The organism is Nakamurella sp. A5-74 (assembly GCF_040438885.1).
Taxonomy (GTDB): Bacteria; Actinomycetota; Actinomycetes; order Mycobacteriales; family Nakamurellaceae; genus Nakamurella.
Genome location: NZ_CP159218.1, coordinates 677,488 through 696,845 on the forward strand (window position 1 = coordinate 677,488; position 19,358 = coordinate 696,845).

Genomic DNA, 19,358 nt, shown 5'->3' on the forward strand with positions numbered 1-19,358 from the left:
GAATGCGCAGCGGTCCTGAACGCACATCACCGGAGTGCGGTTCAGCCGGCGGGCTCGAGCGGCGCCGCCAGCGTCACCGAGGGGGTTGCGCTCACCAGCAGTTCCCGGATCAGACGCTCGGTGATGCCGTAGCCGCCCTCGCCGATCTGCAGGTGCCGGATCGTCCCGGTGGCATCGATCAGGTACATCGCCGGCCACCACCGGTTGTGATAGCCCGTCCAGGTCTGTGCCAGGTTGTCCAACGCCACCGGATAGGTGATCTCCATGTCGTCGATGCTGGCAGCGACGTTGTCGGGTTCCCGCTCGAAGGCGAACTCGGGGGTGTGGACGCCGATCACCTGCAGTCCTACGGATCGGTACGCGGCATCCCACTGCTTCACGTGCGGAAGTGCCCGCTGACAGTTGATGCAGGAGAACGCCCAGAACTCGACGAGGACGACCTTTCCCCGGAGCCCGTCAAGGCTCAACGCGACCCCGTCCTGGGTGTTGAACCAGCGGTTGACACCGCGGATGGCGGGCGCCGGGCCACAGTTCGTCAGGACCGGCGCACCCGAGGTGCACTCCTGGCTCGGGCTCGACGGCTGTGTTGATCCTGATCCAGCGGATGTCGATGAGGGAGCCGGCGAGTCCGAGCTGGAAGGTTCCAGATCGGCCAGCGCATCCAGGGCTGCAGGATTCGCCTGCACCCGCTCCTGCAGGGCCTGCGTGTAGTCGGGCAGGGCGCGCTGCAGCCGATCGGTGAGGTTGAAGGCGAGCCCGACGGCGAGCACCACCATCATGACGCCGCCGACAACCCGGAATCGACGGGCTCGCGTCCGGTACCGGGCAACCCGTCTGCCGATCCCACGTCCGGCGAGGGCGAAGCCGAACAGGGGGACGGCCATACCGATGGCGAAGGCCACCGTCAACACCACGACGCCGCCGGTGATCGATCCGGAGGCTCCCGCGATGGTGATGGCGGCCAGCACTGGTCCGGCGCAGGGTACGTACAGCGTGCCGAGCCCCAGACCCAGGACGAAGGCGTTTCCTCGTCCCGCCCGGCCGATGCGAGGGAGCCGTCGGAACGGTCGTTGGAGCAGTTCCTCCAGCTGCGGGAAGATCAGACTGGCGCCGACCACCAACAGCGCCAGCAGGCCCGCCCCACGCAGGAAACCCTGGGGTAGCCCGAGCGCTGTCAACAGCAGCGAGCCGATCAACGCGAACACCGAGAAGCTCAGGACGAGCCCGCTCACGATCAGGGCCGGCCGGGTCGACGAGCGCCGGGGTGCAGCGGCAACCGATGTGGGCGGCGGCCGGGCGAGGTCCAGATCCACCTTCGGTGGTTCCCGGTCCGGTCGCGCCGGGGTCGATTCGGTGCCGCTGGCGAAGAAGATGATCGGCAACATCGGCAGGACACACGGGGAGACTCCGGTGACCAGACCGCCTACAAGGCCGATGAGGATCAAGGTCCACATGCTCGTCACGTCCGCGTGTCGAAGTGGGGCAGCAACTAGTGCCGATGCAGAGGATTCGTCACCACCGGGCGTGCGGATGGGGGTCGCGGGCTCGCGTACCGTGACCGGGTGGCCAAGAAGTCGTCGATGAACACCGTCCCTGATGCCGTTGGTGGAAACCCGCGGCGCCCCTGCGACTGCGGAAGCGGGCGGCGGTGGAAGAACTGCCACGGCAGCTCCGATGCCGGCGAGCTGATCGTCACCCGGCCGTTCGAAGGGCTGAAGGCCGAAGTCGAGCTGATCGCCCTCCGCGAGTTCGTCCCCTCCGCCACAGCGCCGTTGACCCTGGCGCAGGCCGACGAGAACTCACCGAGCGTGACGCTGTGCACCGTCCTTCCGGGTGCGGCTGCCGCGCTGACCCGGTCCGACGGATCGATCCTCATCGGCGTCCAGACCCAGCTGCATTCGGGCGACCTGTCCCGCGACCTGGGTGCGGCGCTGCAGTGGGCGCTCGAGGCCGGACCCTCTGCGGTACTGCCGGTATCGGCGGGGCGCGCGACCGATCCCCGCCTGCACGACCTGATCGAGGACACCGAGCTCGAGGTCAGCGTGCACGACGACTTCGCCTGGTGGCTGGAGACCAAGGCAGCGGAGGGCAGCGAGGTCGCGATGTCGCTCGAACAGGCCAACAAGGCGATCCTGCCGACGGCAGCGCTGGCAGGCCTGCCCGGTGCGTACTGGGTGGACGCCGGCGAGAAGGCCCATCTGCGCTGGGTGCGACCCGAGGAGGAGCCGCAGGTGATGGCCGCGCTGGCGCGCCTGGCCGTGCTCGGCGCCCTGGACCTCGGTGAGGGCTCGCGCTACGTCGGTTCGTTCCGGGCCCACGGTCGGCTGGTGCCGGTCTGGGATCTCGACCACGATGCGCACCCAACCGAATGGAACGGGCCGGCTGCTGAGTTCGCGGCCCGCTACGACGCGGCGGTGAGCGACCCGGCATCCCTCACCGACGCCGAGCGGCGGGCCCGTGACGGCATCCTGGGTCGCCAGTTCACCCTGCGCTGACCGCGACCCATCCGCGGACCGACTGCTCTTCCCTGCGCACAACGACTGACCTGGACGGCGCCATGACCACCGACATGCCCCTGTGGCACGCGATCCTGCTCGGCATCCTCGAGGGGTTCACCGAGTTCCTGCCGATCTCCTCGACCGGTCATCTGACCATCGCGGAGAAAGTGCTCGGATACCAGATCGACGATCCGGGAGTCACGGCGTTCACCGCGATCATCCAGGTCGGTGCCGTGCTCGCCACCCTGATCTACCTCCGCAAGGACATCGTCAGGGTGCTCGGGGCGTGGTTCCGCGGACTTGCGAACAAAGATCGGCGGGGCGACGACTACCGCTTCGGCTGGGCGGTCATCCTCGGCTGCATCCCGATCGCCGTCATCGGCCTGGCGTTCAAGGACCAGATCGAGACGACGCTGCGCAGTCTGTGGTGGGTGGGCGGCATGCTGCTGGGTTTCTCGTTCGTGATGTGGTTCGCCGACAGTCGTGCGACGCAGACCCGTCACGAGAAGGACATCACCTGGCGCGACACGCTGATCATCGGTGTCGTGCAATGCCTGTCGCTGATCCCCGGCGTTTCCCGGTCCGGTGCGACGATGTCCGCAGGACTGCTCCGCGGGCTCGACCGGCTGACTGTCACCCGGCTGTCGTTCTTCCTGTCGATCCCGGCACTCACGGCCGCGACGATCCTGCAGGTGGCCAGCAAGTACGACGAGATCAGCGGCGGGGTCGGCTGGACGGCGACGATCGTCGCGACCGTGGTGTCGTTCGTGGTGGCCTACTTCACCGTCGACTGGCTGCTGAAGTTCATCGCCGGTCACACCTACTCGATCTTCATCCTCTACCGGATCATCCTGGGTGCCGTCGTGCTGTTGTTGTTGTCGCTCAACGTCATCTCCGCGACCTGATCCTGCTGCGGCCGGGGGGCCTCACATCCGAGCTCTCAACGCGTCCACCTCCGAACCGGCCGCGAACGGGTCGTACCCGTGCTCGACCAGCCAGCGGATCCCGAGGAGTCCGCGCACCGACCACCACGCGCGGATGACGTCGACATCGAGGTCGACGCCGTAGCCGGCGAGGACGTCGTCGAGGTGCTGTGGGTGTCCGACGGTCAGCACGGCGAGGTCGTAGTGCGGGTCGCCGCGGCCGGCTTCCGACCAGTCGATGATCCCGGTGACCTCGTCGCCGACGACGAACACGTGGTCGATCTGCAGGTCGCCGTGGATGAACGCCGACCGCCAGGGGCGGATCACTTCTTCGGCGATCTGGCGGTTGCGTGTGACCAGCTTGGCCGGGAGGACGTCGTTCGCCAGGATCCACCCGCACTCGCGGTCCAGTTCTGCCGCCAAATCCTCGGGGCTGCGACCGGACCAGGGCGGCAGTGGTGCGTCGTGCAGCTGCCGGACAGTGGCCCCCGCCGCGGCCCATGCGGCAGCGGATGCCGTCGACGGCTGACCGAGCCGGCCGAGTGCCGCACCCCGCACGGCGGCGAGCGCGAGCACTGGCGGGTTCCGCCACAGGATCTCCGGAGTCGGGATCGGCGCCAGCGCCATCGCCTCGACCTCGATGTCGGTGCGCCCGGGGTCGATGTCGATCTTGAGGAACACGCCGCCGACCCGCAGGGTCGCGCGTTCGGGATGGGCAACGACGATCTCGATCTGGTCCACCCGCTGATTGTGGGGTGGAACGTCCGCCACCGTCATCCACATTGTTGTCAATGCCCCACGGTGCACCGGTCTCGAGTCAGCCGCTCACGTTCCGGTCAGCCGCTCACGATCAGACAGGAGCGGCTGACGCGAACGTGAGCGGCTGCGGCATCGGCGGGCGGATCAGGGAACCCAACCCCAGCTCTTGGCGAGCGGATATCCGATGAACGTCACGGTGTCGAGCAGGGTGTGGGCGATCACCAGGGGCCAGATCCGCCGCCAGTGCAGGAACACCAACGCGAACACCACACCCATCGCCAGGTTTCCGACGAAGCCGCCGAAGCCCTGGTAGAGGTGGTAGCTCCCGCGGAGGACTGCACTGAAGGCCACCATCGCGACCACCGGCAATCGCAGCTGCTCCAGCCGGGTGAGCAGGTACCCGATCACCAGGAACTCCTCGGCGACACCGTTCTGCAGCGCGGCCAGGATGAGGACCGGGATCCGCCACCAGACGTCGTTCAGTGCTGCTGCCTGGACCTGCAGGCTGAAACCCAGCGCGTACGACAGCATGTACAGCCCGAGGCCGGGGATGCCGATCAGCGCTGCCAGCCCGAGACCCGGCGGGACGTCTCGCCAGCCGCCCCGCAGGCCGAGTCGGTCGGCCAGGTTCACCCCGCCGCGCCACAGCAGGTACACACCCAGTGCGCCCCATGCGATCCCGAGCGCGATGCTGCAGAGCTGCCGCAGCAGATCCAGGAAGTCTGCCTGGGCCTGCGGGGCGACGATCGTCACCGACTGCGAGGCCAGTGGCACGGGGGAGGTCAGCGAGTCCAGCAGCGACAGCAACGAGCGCAGACCGCTCATCCCGAGCGTGATGGTGAAGACGAGCGCGATCTCCCACCACATCGCCCGCCGGCTCAACGGGCGTGGGGCATCCGCCTCCGGGTCGCGGGACAAGCGCGCGCGGGAGAGCACGGGGCGGGGCAGTTTCGGCATGACGCCAGCAAGCGTAGGCGGGCCGGCATGGGAGACGGATCAGAGCCCGATGAGCGCTCGCCCCACCGGGCGCATGCTGATCGGCCCGGCGCATGCCGGATGGGTGTCTGCGTCTCGATCGCAGCCTCGGGACGACACACGGGAATGCGCCGCGCACACGGGAATGCGCCGCGCACACGGGATGCGCCGCGCACACGGGATGCGCCGCGCGCGATACCGAGGTCCGGCCCAGGAAAGGCCACAGCGGCGGCCCGGGAGAACCGGACCGCCGCTGCGGGGTACTGGGGAGCGCTCAGTGACGGGAGGCCGTCATGAGCTGTGCGTCAGGAGCAGTCGGCGACGTAGGCGTCCTTCGTGTCGTTGACGTTGTCGGCGGTGATGACCGAGAACCCGGTCTGGATGTCCTTGGTCACCGGGCCACCGTCGAGCGCGGCGATGGCCTGGTCGACACCGTCGGTACCGATGGTGCCCGGCTGCTGGGCGACGAGCGCCTGCACGGTGCCCGCCTTCAGCGCATCGATCTGTGCCGGACCGGCATCGAAGCCGACGACCTTGACCTTGCCGGCCTTACCGGCCTGCTGGATACCCGTGGCGCTGCCCTGGGCGGCGAACAGGTTGGTGGCGAAGATACCGACGATGTCGGGATCCTTCTGCAGGGCCGCGGTGACGATCTGGGCGGCTGTCGCCGGATCATTGTGCGAATACTGCACATCGAGAGGCGTGTAGGTGCCGTCGGCCGCAGCCGCGTCGTTGAAACCCTTGGCCCTTGCATCGGTGGTGGAGATACCGGGATCGACCGAAACCACGAGCACCTTGCCGCCACCGGGGGCGAGCTGCTTGACCGCATCGAACGCAGCCTTGCCGCCACCGAGGTTGTCGGAGGCGATGGCCGAGGCCGCATAGGACGGATCACTGGTGGTGGTGTCCACCAGGATGATCTTGATGCCGGCCGCCGCGGCCTGGGCGAGCGGCGCCTGCATGGCGTCGACGCTGGTCGGGGCGATCAGGATCGCGTCCGGCTTGTTCTGCACCACCGAGTCGAGGATCGGCTTCTGCAGGGTCGGGTCGAACTTGGCCGGGCCCTGGGTGGTGACGGTGACGCCGAGCTTCTTCGCCTCGGCCTCGATGCCGCACTGCATGGTGATGTAGAAGTTGTCGCCGGTGACGCCCTGGATGAAGGCCAGGTTGTAGTTCTTGGACGCCTTGCTGGGAGCCACGACCGGCGACGAGGATTCCGAACCGGTCGAGCTACCGGGTGCGGAGCTTTCGGACGACGACATCTCGGACGACGACTTCTCCGACGGCGATGTCTCGGACGACGACATCTCCGACGACGAAATCTCGGACGACGACATCTCGGACGACCCGGTCTCCGACGACACGACCGAGGAGCTGGGCGCAGCGGCGGAGGTGGTCGCCGGAGCGGCCGCGGAGGTCGGGGTGGCGGCCGGCTTGGTGCTCGAACAGCCGACGGCCGTCACCAGTGCCAGGAGGGCGATCCCGGTTCCGTTGAGCAGGGTTGAGCGCTTCATGCGGAATTCCTTTCGTTACTTGTCGGTCGCGATGACCTTCCGCCCGGCCCTTTTGCCGAACGGAGTGGACGTACGGGAGCCGCGGAGTGCGGCCTTACGACGGGTCTGGTCGACGTACACGGCGGCCACGAGGACCGCGCCGACCGCGACGAGCTGCCAGAACGACTGCACGCCGATGATGACCAGACCGGACTGCAGCACCGCAGGGATGAACAGACCGACGACGGTGCCGAACATGGTGCCGAGACCACCGAAGATGGACGTCCCGCCGATCACCACAGCGGTGATGACGTTGAGGTTCGTCTGGGTGCCACCGGCGATGCTCGTGGTGGTGAACTGGGCGAGGAACATCACGGCTCCGACGCCGGCCAGCGCCCCGGTGTACAGGTAGATCAGGATGAGGTGGCGGTCGACCTTGATGCCGACCCGGCGCGACGCCTCCTCGTTGGAGCCGATCGCGTAGGTGTACCGGCCGAACTTGGTCTTGTGCAACACGACTCCGCCGATCACCAGGATCACCAGGGCGACGACGACCAACGCGGGAACGCCGAGAATGCGCTGGTAGATACCGAAATCGGTCAGCGCTTGAACCTTGCCGATCGGAATGTCGACGCCCTTGGAGATCACCTGCGCGAGGCCCAGCGACGCCGACAGGGTTCCGAGGGTGACGATCAGCGGTGGAACCTTGGCCTTGGCCACCAGGAAGCCGTTAATGAGACCCCAGGCTGCCCCGGTGAACACCGCCACCAGCACGCCGACCAGGATCACGAGACCCGGCCCGTTGCTGTCGGCCATCGACGACATCACCTTGGCCGACACGACCGAGGCGAACACCAGCACCGAGCCCACCGACAGGTCGATCCCCGAGGTGATGATGACGAAGGTCATGCCGACGGCGATCACCGCCAGCACGGCAACGTTCTGGCTGATCAGCAGGAAGTTCGACGCGGTCGAGAACCGCCCTCCGCTCTGGATGCCGAAGAACACCACCAGCACGACCAGCACCAGGAAGATCCACGTGGTCTGCCGCTTGAACAGGTTCGAGAACAGATTGCCCGACAACTCCTCGTCCCTGGGGACGCCTGGTGACGGACCACTCACGGGCGAACTGCCGGCGGCGACAGGCTTCCCGGGGGTGGGTCCGTCGGGCTTGGACAGCGATGGTGTGGTGCTCATGCCGATTTCCTCTCCTGCTCGATCGAGCCGGTCATGGCTCCGACCAGCTGATCCATCGTGACGTCCTTGCCGCTGAAGGTGGCGACCCGGCGCCCCAACCGCATCACCTGGACACGGTCGGCGACCTCCAGGACCTCGGGCATCGAGTGCGAGATGAGCACGACCGCGATCCCTTTGTCCCGCACGCGTTTGATGGCGTCGAGGACGTTCTGCGTCTGCACGACCCCCAGTGCGGCGGTCGGCTCGTCGAGGAAGACGATCTCGTTGGCCCACGCGATCGCCCGGGCGATCGCGATCTGCTGACGCTGTCCGCCGGACATGTTTGCCACCGGTGCGGTCAGCGAGCGGACGGTTCCGCCGAGATCGGCGAAGGACGCCCGCGCCTTGCGGCGCATCTCGCGGTTGTTCATGAAACCGAGTTTGCCGAGGATGCCTGCTGCCGGAATCTCCCTGCCCAGGAACATGTTCTGGGTCGGATCGAGGTGGGGGGCCAGCGCGAGATCCTGGTACACCACCTCGATGCCGAGCTTGGTGGCGTCGTTGGGGTGGGTGAGTCGCACGAGCTTCCCGTTGAAGAAGACCTCGCCGCCGTCGATCTCCAGGTTGCCCGAGAGTGCTTTGACCAACGTCGACTTGCCTGCGCCGTTGTCGCCGATCAGTGCGACCACTTCACCGGCCTCGATCTCGAAGTCGGCATTGTCGAGTGCGCGGACTCCGCCGAAGGATCGGGAGACCCCGCGGGCCTCCAGGATCGGCGTCACGACACACCGCCGAGCGGCAGCGGGGTGGCCCGCCCGTGGATGACCTCGACCAATGCGTCGAGCCGGCGGCGGCCCTCGGATCCGAGGAACTCCTTGCGGGACGGGCGATCCATGCCGACGGCTTCCTTCCATATGGACCGGCCGGCGATGAAGCCGCTGACCCCGCCCTCGTCGCAGGAGATGCGCAGCGCATCCGCGAACTGGTCGAAGGCGACACCGGCCGAGAGCACCGCCCACGGGGTGTCGATCGAGTCGGCGAGCTTGCGGCAGGACGCCGCGTCACCCGGGTACTCGAGCTTGATCAGATCGCAGCCGAGATCGTCGAGCATCACGGCGGCCTCGACGATCTGGTCGGCGCGCCGCTGCGGGCTGGGCGCGTCCTCGCCGTCCAGCGGGAAGATCAGGTTCTCCACGACGGACGGGATTCCCACCGCACGGCAGTCGGCGACGACCTCGCGGACCACCTGCAGCACTTCGGCGGTGCCGTCCGGCTCGCCGTCCTTCGCGGAGCGATCGGCCCGCAGTTGGATGAGGAACTTGACCGCATGGCCGCCCTGGTCCTTGACCCACTGGGCGGAGAGTGCCGGATCGCGGTGGGTACGGGGCTCGGTGCCGATCTTGCCGCGGATGGACGGCTCGGCAGCGACCAGCACACCGTAGGGCGGTCCTTCGGCCGGAAGCTGCTGCAGCGCAGGCACTCCGTAGTCGGGATCGAGCAGGAACGCCGAGGCCGAGCCGCGCAGCGCCTCCACGGTGTCTGCCTTGATGTCGGTGAGATCCTGGACGCTCGGATCGGCGATACCGACTGCGGCGAACATCCGCTTCAGGGTGTTGCGCTGGTCCATCGCGATGATGGCCAGCAGGCCCTCTTCGTTCGCAATGGCGCTGAGGTCCTGGCGGGCCCGGGTGTCGGTGCTGTTCGTCATACGATGGTCTCCTCGAGTGAGCGGTCTGCGGTGGCGGTGTGTCGATCGAGATCCGCCGCTGTGGGCGCTGCGGAGAGCGGGATCGATTCGTGATCACCGGTCGGGATCCAACCGGCGGTGGCGATGCTGCGGTGGGCGAAGGCGGCGAAAGCGGTGGCACCGAAGGCGCCTGCCTGGGCCCGGTGGGTGAAACGGACGTGCGGCAGGGCGTGTTGCTTCTCCCTGCGAACCGAGGACATCCGGGTCCAGCCGCCGGCGACGACAACGGACGGAACAGCGCCGAACTCAGTGGTCATGGTGTGGAGCAGGCGGGCTCCCTCGGCGATCCCGTGCCGGATCGTCGCCAACCAGACGGCGGCCGGCGACACCTCGTCAGAGATCGCAGTGATGGACAGGACGCCGTCGTCGTTGGCGGCTCCGCGTATCTGGACGATCTCGTCGATGTCCCTGTCCGCCAGCGTGACTGCCTCGCTGTCGAGCTGGTGGCGCCGTTCGTCGTCGGTGACCCCGAGCAGCGCCAACGTGCGCCGCATCACCAGTCCTGCCTTGGTGCCGCCCAACAGATGCCAGTACCCGGGCACGGCGTGCCGCACGGCATTGACGCCACCGGCGACGAGTCGGGCGCGCTGCTCCTCGTCGACCGGCTCGGTCAGGGTGCGCAGGTAGACCTGGGCGGTGCCGAAGGAGTCGAAGACCTCGCCGGGTCCGATGGCGCAGCAGCCGACGGCCGCGACGGGATGGTCGTGGCCGGCGACGGTGAGTGCCGCTCCCCGCAGGACATCGGGGCAGTGAGCGCCGCCGGCGACACCGAGCGGGGCGCCGGCCGGGACCTGACCAGGGATCAAGGACGCATCGATCCCGATGTGCGCCAGCATCTCCGGCCACAGGGCGCCGGTACCCTGGTCGAGCAGGCCGGTCCGGGCCAGCAGCGAGGTTTCCGCCGCTGCCCGTCCGCCGAGCCGGTGGATGATCAGCTCCGGCAGGTGCAGCCACGTGCACCCGGTGAGGTCGACCCCGGAGGCGATGAGCCACAACAGTTTCGCCGCGGTGACCTGCGGCCCCAGCGGTAGGCCGGTGATGCCCGGGAAGCGGTCTGCGATCGGAACCGGAATGTCCACCAGCTGGGCCTGGCCGCGAGGATCGAACCAGGCGATCGTCGGGGCTTCGGCCGTGCCGTCGGGCCGGAGCAGCACACCGGCCTCGGCCATCCCGGTCACGGCGATCCCAGCGACCCCGACCGGACCGAAGCCGACTGTCAGAGCGTGGACGACCTCGGCGGCGAGGGCGATCACGGTGTCGGCGAGAGCAATGCCGTCGGTGTCGACGAGCCCGCCCCGATGATGGTCCCAGTGTGTGCGGCGGCTGTGCACCAACAGTTCTTCGCCGTCGAGGCTGGTGGCCAGCACCTTGGACTCGGTCGTCCCGACGTCGATGCCGAGCAGCACGGGCATGTTCATGACGTCACCGCAGTGGGGGTCTCGAGGCCGGCCCGGACCCGGACGATGCGCACCGCGCCACTCACGGACCAGTCGCCGAACGCCGCAGGGACGGCCAGCACCTGACCGCGGGTGACGTCGAGGGAGCCTTCCGGGGAGGACAGGGTGCCGGCACCGTCGAGGACGACCAGCACGCTGAAACCGGCGGCGGCGCCGACAGTTCCGCCATGGGTACTGATCTCCTCCATCCGGAAGAACGGGTCGGCGTCGGTGGGCAGCAAGGGGCGGGACGTGGTGTCGGGGTCATCGTCGGGGCGGGTCACGAGATCTCGCAGCATCGCGGGGGTGGTCGCGCGATGGTTCACCACCTGCAGGGCCAGGGGCAGACCGAGTCCGAGGTGAGACTCGTCCCGCCCGGCGGTGGTGACCGACCACTCGAGCACGATCGAGAAGTCGGTCGGTTCCTGGACCTCGACGACGAAGACACCGGCGCCGATGGCGTGCGCCGTCCCGGCGGGAACGAGGATCCCATCGCCGGGGGTGACGTCGATGCGGTTGAGTCGCGCGAGCATCCAGTCGGAATCCTGTGCGTCGACAGCGGTGGCGAGCTCTGCGGGGTCGACGTCTTCGGAAAACCCCAACCACACAGCGGATTCCGGAGCGTCTGCGGCGAGCACGTACCAGGCCTCGGTCTTGCCGTAGCAGTGGTGCAGATGATGGGCGGCGAAGGGCCGGTCGGGGTGCACGTGCACAGGCAGTCGTTGGTCGGCATCGAGCAGCTTCACCAGGATGCCGGTGTCGGTCTTGCCGGCCGGACCACCCTCGGAGTTGCCGAGCCATCCGAGCGGGTCGGCAGCGACGAGATCGGAGAACAGGCTGCCGTCGAACAGCCGGCTCTGGCCGCTGTTTGGATGACCCTCGCGGTGCACGGTGGCAGCCAGCCATTCCTCGGGCAGGAACGCGGAGTCCGGCTCGAATCCTCGCAGCTGGGCAAGGCGCGAGCCACCGCGGTAGAAGTGTTCGATGACGTTGGGAGGCAGAACGATCGGGATCATGGTGTGAGTTCTCCGGAGCCGCGGCGGATCAGGGTCAGCGGGACGAGTGTCTCGGTGGGCGGGCGGGGTTCGCTGCCGTCCTCCGCCTCGATGAGCCTGCGCAGCAGAATGTCGGCGGTCGCCTCGGCGATCCGCTCGGGAAGGTGGTCGATCACGGTGAGCGCCGGCTGGAGCAGATCACCCAGCAGCACCTCGCCGAAGCTGATGACCGCGCGGTGGGTCTGCTGGTTGCGGTGCAGCGACTGCACGGTTCCGGCAGCCCCTCGGGGATGGCAGGCGAAGAACGCCGTAGGTGGGTCCTGGAGTTGCAGCAGCGAGGTGGTCGCGGCGGCGGCATGATCGGTCTGGTCGGAATCCCAGCGCTCGAGGGCAGCATCGACCTCGATCCCGGCCTCCTCGTGGGCGGCGAGGTACCCCTCGTGACGGTCGTGGTTGGTCGGCAGCGCGCTCGAGTCCCCGACGAAGGCGATCCTGCGGTGGCCCAGGGCGATCAGATCGAGTACGGCCTGCCGGGTGGCTCCGAAGTCGTCGACCTTCACCACGTCGGTGCCGGTCACGTCGCAGGTGCGGTCGACGATCACCAGCGGGATGCCGTGCAGCACATCGGCGAGGTAGCCGTGGTCGGAGTTGGTCGGCGTCAGCACCAGCCCCGCGATGCGATGGCCGGCCAACGCCATCACCTGTTCGCGCTCCCGGTCGCCGTTTCTATTGGTGGAGGCGACCAGCACCGTGTAACCCTCCGCGGCCAGTTTCTGCTCGACGAACGCGACGATGGCGGCGAAGAACGGATCGCTCAACGAGTCGACCACGACGCCGACGGTGCGGGTGTTGCCGCTCTTGAGAGACAGCGCGTGCGAGTTGGGGACGTACTTCAGATCGCGGACTGCCGACAGCACCCGATCACGGGTGGCAGCCTTCACCTCCTCGGAGCCGTTCACCACGCGGGAGACCGTCTTGATCGACACGCCGGCCTGCTTGGCGACGTCGTAGACCGTCGCGCGGCCACTCACCGGAGCACCGCGCTCGGCTGCTGAGCGGTGACCGTGATCTGCGCCGCGAGCTGAGCGACCCGGACAGGGTCGACGCCGCCGGCCAGTTCCTGCTCACAGGAGGCTGAGGCAGTTGCCATCCCGCGGACGACCAGCGCGACGTCGTCGCTGCCGTTGCCGTTCTCCAACAACGGAGCCGCGCCGCCGACGAAGGAGTCACCGGCCCCGATCGGTGACACGACGACGGCCCGCGGCGAGGTGAACCACCAGGTGCCGTCCGCAGTGGCCAGCGCAGCGCCCGAGGAACCGGCCGTGACGACGGCCCGCACCGCACCGCGGCGGTGCAGCTCGTTCGCGGCCCGGACTGCGCGCTCCGCGATGTCGTCGCCGGTCTCGTCGACCTGCTCGGACGTGCTGCCGTCGAGCAGACCTTCGGCCTCGGACAGGTTGGGAGAGATGAGGTCCGGGCGTTGGGCCAGGGCTGCTTCCAGCGGTGCCGGTGCTGCATCGACCACGGCGGGGCAGCCTCGCTCGTGGGCCAGGGTGACCAGCTGGGCATAGCCGTCCGCGGCGACACCTGGCGGTAGCGAACCGCTGCAGACGAGCGTCTCGCCGGACCGGAGAGACGCCGCGACGGTGTCCAGCAGCGCCTGCCACTGGCGGGCGGTGATCTCCGGGCCGCGGCCGTTGACGACGGTGGTCCGGCCGTCCAGTTCGAGGAAGATCGTGGCGACCCGGACGTCGCCGTCGGCATCGACGCCCAGGATCTCGGTGCCCTCGCGGCGCAGCAGATCAGACAGGCGCGCACCGTCGTTCTGCGGCAGGAATCCGACCAGGCGGGTGCCGGTGGTGCCGGTGGCGCGGGAGGAGCGAACGACGTTGACGCCCTTACCGCCGGCGGACGTGGTGGTCCGGGTCGCCCGCAGCACCGCTCCCGGCACCAGCGCGGGCAGCCGCACGGTGACGTCGAAGCAGAGATTCGGAGTGACGACCAGCACGAGATCGGGGCCTTCCGGTTCAGCGGGTGCGATGGCTGCCGGATGAAGCGGATGTCGCTCCTGGGTCAGCGCGCATCGGTTTAGGTGCGGACGATCCTGAGAGTCTGACAGCGTTGTCATCTGGTGGTGTCGCTACTCTGCACGCTGGATGACAGCGTTGTCAACAGCTGTTCGGAGGATCTTCCCGGATGTTCGGAATCGTGATGGCGCTGTGACCCGGGTCACTGATTGGCAACGAGGCCCGGCAGTGCAGGATGGCGGCATGGACGCGTCCCCGACCACCCCCGACGCGCTGCACTCCGCGCCTGTCATCGTCATCGGCGGTGCTCCGGGCTCGGGGAAGACCAGCATCGGGAAGCTGCTCGCTCGCTCGACCGGAGCCGCGCTGCTGGACCAGGACACCCTGACGAATCCACTGATCGCGCAGATCGCCGCGCTCACCGGAGCGGGTGACGACCTGGACCACCCGAGTCTGCGCGGCGAAGTCCGGGCGGCCCGCTATGCATGCTTGCGTGACGCCGCCGCCGAGATCTCCGGGCTGGGCTGCCCGGTGGTGGTGGTGGCTCCGTTCACATCGGAGATCGCCGATCCCATTGCATGGCAACAGTTTTCCGGAATGCTCTCCGGGACCGTGCTGGTCGCGGTGAGTATCGACCCGGCGGAATCGTTGCGCCGCAGACGGATGCGTGGCCTGGCCCGCGATGGGACCGTGGCCGTCGGATCCGGTCGGGCCCCAGGTGCGGAGCCGGGACTCCACGTCGACCTGGTGGTGGACGGAGCCGGGTTCCCCGAGGAGCTGGCCGAGCAGATCCGTGCTGTCGCAGAGCTTGCACGGCGCTGACCGTCGCGTCGGCGCGCGGCCGACCGCGACCGGCCGCCGCTGACCTCAGGAAAGCCGCTGCGTCAGGTGGACGGTGACCTCGTCGCCGTCGGTCTTGCCGATCAGGCGCCGGACTGCTGCGGCGACCGGCAGTGTGTGGGTGCCGTCGCCGAGCGCCATGAACGAGGAGTTGAACGGAACACCGTCGACCGTGCCCTCCACTTTCACCAGACCGCGGGTTCCGAAGATCTCCGCCGAGTTCGGCAGTTGTGCGCAGGTCCACGTGTCACCCTCCCTGACCTTGCCGAGGATCGAGGTGAACGTGAGGTCGAGCGGTCCGGCGGTGCTGGTCATGTGAGCTCCTGGTGGTGGGGGGTCAGAGGAACAGGCCGCCGACGAGACCGCTGATGACGAGCTTCAGGAACCGGTCGGACGTGTGGACAAGTGCAGTGGGGACGGGGACGTTCTCGTGGACGACGGCACCGGACAGGATCGTGGCGGCAGGACTGCCGGCATCGCGCCCGGGCGGCGCTGACCGGCGCGAGCTGTCTCCCGGCTCTGGTCCAGATCCCGGACCAGCGGCCGCCGAGGCGAGCGGCGACCGCCGGTCAACCGTGGGTGAGCGGGAGGTGCGCGCTCACGGCCAGAGAGCCGAGGAGCGCGAGCGAGCGCGCAGTCTCGCTGCCCGGTTCGGCGTGGTAGATCGCCAGCAGTTGCCCGTCCGAGTCACCGATCGCCAGCTTCTCGCGGCGCAGGTCGAGCAACCCGACCTGCGGATGGCGCAGCTGCATGGCCGCACCGGACAGCGGGCGAACGTCGTGCCGACCCCAGAACCGGCGGAACGGTTCGCTGGCCAGGGACAGCTCGCCGACGAGCTGCAACGTGCGCGGATCGTCGACGTCGGTGCCGATCGACGCGCGGAACGACGCGACCATGCCCCCGGCCACCTGGTCCCAATCCGGATGCAGGTCCTGCTCGTCGGGGTCGAGGAACACCGACCGCAGCCGGTTCTCACCGACCGCGATGGCCGGCGACACAGCGGTCGCGAGGCGGTTCGCGGCGAGGACGTCGAACATCCGGTTCTCCACGAACGCCGGCACGTTCACCGCGTCGAGCAGCTGCCGGATACCGACCGGGACCACCTCGCGCCGCGGACGCCGCGCGGTCTTCGATCGGGCCGCGGACAGGCTCAGCAGATACTGCGTCGCAGCACCGTCCAGACGCAGCACGGCGGCCAGCGCCTCGAGCACCTGCGGGGACGGATTGCGGTCGCGGCCCTGCTCCAGCCGCAGGTAGTAGTCGGCGCTGACGCCGGCGAGGGTCGCAACCTCCTCGCGGCGCAGACCGGGAGTGCGGCGCACGCCGGTGACCCGGATACCGGCGTCCGCGGGAGCGACCAGCTCACGTCGGGCTCGCAGATACGCGCCGAGAGCGTTGGTCGGGGCCACTGCCTCACCGTAGCCGTGGTGGGGCGTCCCATCCTGGTCCTGTCAGGCCCCAGGATGAGCACACACTGCCTGGATTCCCGGCGGCGGTACACAGTGAGGACATGACATCCACGAATCTCCCCGGCGGCACCTACCGCACGGGCGACCTCGACCTCACCCGCGTCGGGTACGGCGCCATGCAGCTCGCCGGACCGGGCGTGTTCGGCCCACCGAAGGACCGCAACGCCGCGGTCGCCGTTCTGCGCGCGGTCGTAGAGCTCGGGATCAACCACATCGACACCTCGGACTTCTACGGGCCGCACGTCACCAACGAGATCATCCGCGAGGCACTGTCGCCCTACCAGGACGACCTGCACCTGGTCACCAAAGTGGGTGCGCGCCGTGACGCCCAGGGCGGATGGCCGCACGCCCGCACGCCGGACGAGATCCGCAGCCAGGTGCACGACAACCTGGACCGCCTCGGCCTGGACGTCCTCGACGTCGTCAACATGCGCCTCGGCGGGGTCGAGGCACCCGAGCCGGGCTCGATCGCCGAGCAGTTCGAGACGCTTGCCGAGTTGCAGCAGCAGGGCCTGATCCGGCACCTCGGGGTCAGCACCGTCACCGCCGAGCAGGTCGCCGAGGCGCAGTCGATCGCGCCGGTGGTCAGCGTCCAGAACCTGTACAACATCGCCCACCGGGACGACGACGACCTGATCGGATCCTTGGCCGCGCAAGGCATCGCGTACGTGCCGTACTTCCCGCTCGGCGGCTTCTCCCCGCTGCAGTCGGAGGAACTGCAGAGCGTTGCCGACGAGCTCGGCGCGACGCCGATGTCGGTCGCGCTGGCCTGGCTGCTGCAGCGATCGCCGAACATCCTGCTCATTCCCGGGACGTCTTCGGTCGACCACCTGCGCGAGAACGTCACCGGTGCCGGGCTCGCGCTGTCGGCGGATGCGGTCACCCGGCTGGACGCGATCGGGGCCTGATCTTCACCAGAGCCCGGCGAGTACTCAGCAGTGGGCGAGCGCGAGTTGCGCGTCCAGCTCCGCGACCCGCTCCGGATCGACCTGCGCAGCACCGGGGTTCTCGACGGACGCGCCGGCAACCGCCATCCCGAAACGCACTGCTGCAGGCCAGTTCTCACCCTGCTCGTGGGCCAGGACGACTCCGGCGAGGAAGGAGTCGCCCGCGCCGATGGGGTTGACGGCCTTCACCGCAACCGTCGGCAACCACACCTCGTCGTCCGCCCAGATCAGCCCGACACCTGCCGCGCCGGCGGTCACCGCAACGGTATCGGCGCCGAGCGCGCGCAGGCCGCGCGCCGCTTCCAGTGCGCGGTCGGGAATGTCGTCGCCCTGCTCGTCGACCTCCTCTGCTGCCGCGCCAGAGGTGAGCGATGTTGCCTCGAACAGGTTGGGACACACCAGGTCCGCACCCGAACGGGCAGCAGCGGCCAGGGCTGGACCGCCGACGTCGACCGCGCAGAAGCCGCCCCAGGAGTGAACCAGCATCACCAACCGGGCGTAAGCATCCGGTGACGACCCCGGCGGCAGGCTGCCGCTGCCGATCACGAACCCGGTACCGGTCGGCACCAGCTGCAGCAGCGCTGACCAGTCCGCACCGTCGACCTCGGCACCCGGCTCGTTGATCAGCGTCGTCCGGCCGTCGCTCTCCAGCGTCGCCGTGCACGTGCGCACGACACCGTCGACCGGCACGCCGCCCAGGTCGAATTCCTCCGCGGCGAACAACGTCATCAGATGTCCTCGGCCCACCTCGGGCAGGAACCCGATCACCCGGGACGATCCGCCGATCGCCTGCGTCGCGCGGGCGACGTTCGCGCCCTTCCCGCCGGCCAGCGATCGGCCGGTGGTGGCGCGGGAGACGGCGCCGGGTGTGAGCACGCTGAGAGTGATGGTGTGGTCCACGGCGAGGTTGGGGCAGACGATGAGCATCCGCTGATGGTCTCACCGAGGGATCGCTCCGGCCGCCGGGCTACCCTGCGGTGGTGCGCGAGAGCTGGACCTACCTGGGTCCCGAAGGAACTTTCACCGAGCTGGCCGCCCTGAGCCTGCGTGACCGGTCTCCGGCCGACGTCGGGCTGGTCCCCGTCGTCAGCGTGCCGGCAGCGCTCGAAGCGGTCCGCAGCGGTGCAGCGGCCGCCGCCGTCGTGCCCCTGGAGAACTCGGTCGAGGGGATCATCGCGCTCACCCAGGACGAGCTGATCCACGGTCCGCCGCTGGTGATCGCGGCTGAGGCGTATGTGCCGATCCGCTTCGACCTGTTGGTACGGAAGGGGTTTCCGGCAGTGGACATCCGGACGATAGGTTCCCATCCGCACGGCCACGCCCAGGTCCGTGATCACTTGTCGCGGCACTTCCCGGACGCCGAGGCTGTGCTCACCACGTCGACCGCCGCGGCCGCCGCGCAGGTGGCCGAGGGTCTGCTCGACGGCGCGGTGTGTGCCCCGGCCGCGGGTCGGCATCACGGGCTGGTCGCAGTGGCGGAGGACATCGGCACCGGCAGCGCGCCGATCACCAGGTTCGTCCAATTGCGCAGCGCCGACCACCACCCGCCGTCGTCCGGCACGGATCGCACCTCGTTGGTGGTCACGGTGCCGAACGTGCCCGGCAGCCTGGTCGGACTACTCACCGAACTGGCGGATCGAGGCGTCAACCTGACCCGCATCGAATCGCGTCCCACCCGCGAGCTGATGGGTGAGTACCTGTTCATCCTGGACGCCGACGGTCACGCGGATGACGAGCCGCTGCGGGAGCTGCTGGAGCGTCTGCAGCGCCGCGGCGTGCTGCTCCGCTTTCTCGGCAGCTACCCGCGCGGCCAGTAGATCGGCGGCACACCACCACCACCGGGATCCCTCCGGTCGTCATGCTGCTCCGGACTCCCGCCAGCGTTGCAACCCCTCAACTCAACATTCGAATCAAGTGGGCTATTGCGCGTCGGATGACGCCAGACTCGGCGGCGCTCTGGGCGAGGAGGTAGCGGTTCCGAACGCTGTCTGCCCGGCTCGTCGTTCGTTCGGTGGGCCATCGGTGATTGTCGACAGCCGGCCGATCGTCGACACACATCTGCTCGCGGTCAGA

Annotated in this window: 19 protein-coding genes; 5 read left to right on the top strand and 14 right to left on the bottom strand. The window is 68.8% G+C overall.

Annotated elements, in window-relative coordinates:
* Positions 1–41: 41 nt before the first annotated feature.
* Positions 42–1,454, bottom strand: a complete 1,413-nt coding sequence (locus ABLG96_RS02975; RefSeq protein ID WP_353649942.1) for a cytochrome c biogenesis protein/redoxin — start codon at positions 1,452–1,454, stop codon at positions 42–44.
* 108 nt (positions 1,455–1,562) lie between these two features.
* Here ABLG96_RS02975 and ABLG96_RS02980 point away from each other — a divergent pair, with 108 nt between their 5' ends.
* Positions 1,563–2,495: a DUF5926 family protein gene (locus tag ABLG96_RS02980; protein ID WP_353649943.1), complete on the top strand. Its 933-nt coding sequence runs from the start codon at positions 1,563–1,565 to the stop codon at positions 2,493–2,495.
* Between the two features lie 74 nt (positions 2,496–2,569).
* Entirely contained in the window at positions 2,570–3,403 is an 834-nt protein-coding gene (locus ABLG96_RS02985) for an undecaprenyl-diphosphate phosphatase (RefSeq protein ID WP_353651360.1), read from the top strand.
* 21 nt (positions 3,404–3,424) lie between these two features.
* On the opposite strand, the gene ABLG96_RS02990 is transcribed toward ABLG96_RS02985, so the two are convergent.
* The 10 genes from ABLG96_RS02990 to ABLG96_RS03035 form a co-directional block, all read right to left on the bottom strand.
* Positions 3,425–4,162 carry a phosphotransferase gene (locus ABLG96_RS02990; RefSeq protein ID WP_353649944.1) on the bottom strand — a complete coding sequence of 246 codons (738 nt, stop codon included), beginning with the start codon at positions 4,160–4,162 and terminating at the stop codon, positions 3,425–3,427.
* Positions 4,163–4,324: 162 nt separating this feature from the next.
* Complete coding sequence (locus ABLG96_RS02995; RefSeq protein ID WP_353649945.1) at positions 4,325–5,137, bottom strand: type II CAAX endopeptidase family protein; 813 nt, start codon at positions 5,135–5,137, stop codon at positions 4,325–4,327.
* Positions 5,138–5,460: 323 nt separating this feature from the next.
* Positions 5,461–6,669 (bottom strand): ABC transporter substrate-binding protein, encoded by a 1,209-nt coding sequence (locus ABLG96_RS03000; RefSeq protein ID WP_353649946.1) that lies wholly within the window; start codon positions 6,667–6,669, stop codon positions 5,461–5,463.
* Positions 6,670–6,684: 15 nt separating this feature from the next.
* On the bottom strand, positions 6,685–7,845 hold the full coding sequence (locus ABLG96_RS03005; protein ID WP_353649947.1) for an ABC transporter permease: 1,161 nt from the start codon (positions 7,843–7,845) through the stop codon (positions 6,685–6,687).
* Positions 7,842–8,606 (bottom strand): ATP-binding cassette domain-containing protein, encoded by a 765-nt coding sequence (locus ABLG96_RS03010; protein ID WP_353649948.1) that lies wholly within the window; start codon positions 8,604–8,606, stop codon positions 7,842–7,844. The genes ABLG96_RS03005 and ABLG96_RS03010 overlap by 4 nt, the downstream gene beginning before the upstream one ends.
* Positions 8,603–9,532, bottom strand: a complete 930-nt coding sequence (locus tag ABLG96_RS03015; protein WP_353649949.1) for a hypothetical protein — start codon at positions 9,530–9,532, stop codon at positions 8,603–8,605. The genes ABLG96_RS03010 and ABLG96_RS03015 overlap by 4 nt, the downstream gene beginning before the upstream one ends.
* On the bottom strand, positions 9,529–10,989 hold the full coding sequence (locus ABLG96_RS03020; protein ID WP_353649950.1) for an FGGY family carbohydrate kinase: 1,461 nt from the start codon (positions 10,987–10,989) through the stop codon (positions 9,529–9,531). Before ABLG96_RS03020 ends, ABLG96_RS03015 begins: the two co-directional genes overlap by 4 nt.
* A complete protein-coding gene (locus ABLG96_RS03025) occupies positions 10,986–12,023 on the bottom strand; it encodes a class I mannose-6-phosphate isomerase (RefSeq protein WP_353649951.1) in 1,038 nt (345 codons plus the stop codon). The genes ABLG96_RS03020 and ABLG96_RS03025 overlap by 4 nt, the downstream gene beginning before the upstream one ends.
* Positions 12,020–13,033, bottom strand: coding sequence for a LacI family DNA-binding transcriptional regulator (locus tag ABLG96_RS03030; protein ID WP_353649952.1), 1,014 nt, complete (start codon positions 13,031–13,033; stop codon positions 12,020–12,022). The genes ABLG96_RS03025 and ABLG96_RS03030 overlap by 4 nt, the downstream gene beginning before the upstream one ends.
* Complete coding sequence (locus ABLG96_RS03035) at positions 13,030–14,010, bottom strand: hexose kinase (RefSeq protein ID WP_353649953.1); 981 nt, start codon at positions 14,008–14,010, stop codon at positions 13,030–13,032. Before ABLG96_RS03035 ends, ABLG96_RS03030 begins: the two co-directional genes overlap by 4 nt.
* A 262-nt stretch (positions 14,011–14,272) precedes the next feature.
* Here ABLG96_RS03035 and ABLG96_RS03040 point away from each other — a divergent pair, with 262 nt between their 5' ends.
* Entirely contained in the window at positions 14,273–14,851 is a 579-nt protein-coding gene (locus tag ABLG96_RS03040; protein WP_353649954.1) for an AAA family ATPase, read from the top strand.
* Between the two features lie 45 nt (positions 14,852–14,896).
* Here the strand turns inward: ABLG96_RS03040 and ABLG96_RS03045 are convergent, their stop codons facing one another.
* Complete coding sequence (locus ABLG96_RS03045) at positions 14,897–15,184, bottom strand: DUF1905 domain-containing protein (protein WP_353649955.1); 288 nt, start codon at positions 15,182–15,184, stop codon at positions 14,897–14,899.
* Positions 15,185–15,438: 254 nt separating this feature from the next.
* Positions 15,439–16,278 (bottom strand): helix-turn-helix transcriptional regulator, encoded by an 840-nt coding sequence (locus ABLG96_RS03050; RefSeq protein ID WP_353649956.1) that lies wholly within the window; start codon positions 16,276–16,278, stop codon positions 15,439–15,441.
* A gap of 101 nt (positions 16,279–16,379) precedes the next feature.
* Here ABLG96_RS03050 and ABLG96_RS03055 point away from each other — a divergent pair, with 101 nt between their 5' ends.
* Complete coding sequence (locus ABLG96_RS03055; protein WP_353649957.1) at positions 16,380–17,246, top strand: oxidoreductase; 867 nt, start codon at positions 16,380–16,382, stop codon at positions 17,244–17,246.
* 24 nt (positions 17,247–17,270) lie between these two features.
* Here the strand turns inward: ABLG96_RS03055 and ABLG96_RS03060 are convergent, their stop codons facing one another.
* Entirely contained in the window at positions 17,271–18,212 is a 942-nt protein-coding gene (locus tag ABLG96_RS03060) for a PfkB family carbohydrate kinase (protein ID WP_353649958.1), read from the bottom strand.
* Positions 18,213–18,265: 53 nt separating this feature from the next.
* On the opposite strand from ABLG96_RS03060, the gene pheA reads away from it, so the two are divergent.
* A complete protein-coding gene (gene pheA / locus ABLG96_RS03065) occupies positions 18,266–19,102 on the top strand; it encodes a prephenate dehydratase (protein ID WP_353649959.1) in 837 nt (278 codons plus the stop codon).
* Positions 19,103–19,358 lie beyond the last annotated feature (256 nt).

Coding starts and splice junctions, on each gene's coding strand:
- ABLG96_RS03055 (WP_353649957.1), top strand. CDS start 16,380: ATGACATCCACGAATCTCCCCGGCGGCACCTACCGCACGGGCGACCTC.
- ABLG96_RS02985 (WP_353651360.1), top strand. CDS start 2,570: ATGCCCCTGTGGCACGCGATCCTGCTCGGCATCCTCGAGGGGTTCACC.
- ABLG96_RS03020 (WP_353649950.1), bottom strand. CDS start 10,989: ATGAACATGCCCGTGCTGCTCGGCATCGACGTCGGGACGACCGAGTCC.
- ABLG96_RS03000 (WP_353649946.1), bottom strand. CDS start 6,669: ATGAAGCGCTCAACCCTGCTCAACGGAACCGGGATCGCCCTCCTGGCA.
- ABLG96_RS02995 (WP_353649945.1), bottom strand. CDS start 5,137: ATGCCGAAACTGCCCCGCCCCGTGCTCTCCCGCGCGCGCTTGTCCCGC.
- ABLG96_RS03005 (WP_353649947.1), bottom strand. CDS start 7,845: ATGAGCACCACACCATCGCTGTCCAAGCCCGACGGACCCACCCCCGGG.
- ABLG96_RS03040 (WP_353649954.1), top strand. CDS start 14,273: ATGGACGCGTCCCCGACCACCCCCGACGCGCTGCACTCCGCGCCTGTC.
- ABLG96_RS03060 (WP_353649958.1), bottom strand. CDS start 18,212: ATGCTCATCGTCTGCCCCAACCTCGCCGTGGACCACACCATCACTCTC.
- ABLG96_RS02975 (WP_353649942.1), bottom strand. CDS start 1,454: ATGTGGACCTTGATCCTCATCGGCCTTGTAGGCGGTCTGGTCACCGGA.
- ABLG96_RS03025 (WP_353649951.1), bottom strand. CDS start 12,023: ATGATCCCGATCGTTCTGCCTCCCAACGTCATCGAACACTTCTACCGC.
- ABLG96_RS03015 (WP_353649949.1), bottom strand. CDS start 9,532: ATGACGAACAGCACCGACACCCGGGCCCGCCAGGACCTCAGCGCCATT.
- ABLG96_RS03045 (WP_353649955.1), bottom strand. CDS start 15,184: ATGACCAGCACCGCCGGACCGCTCGACCTCACGTTCACCTCGATCCTC.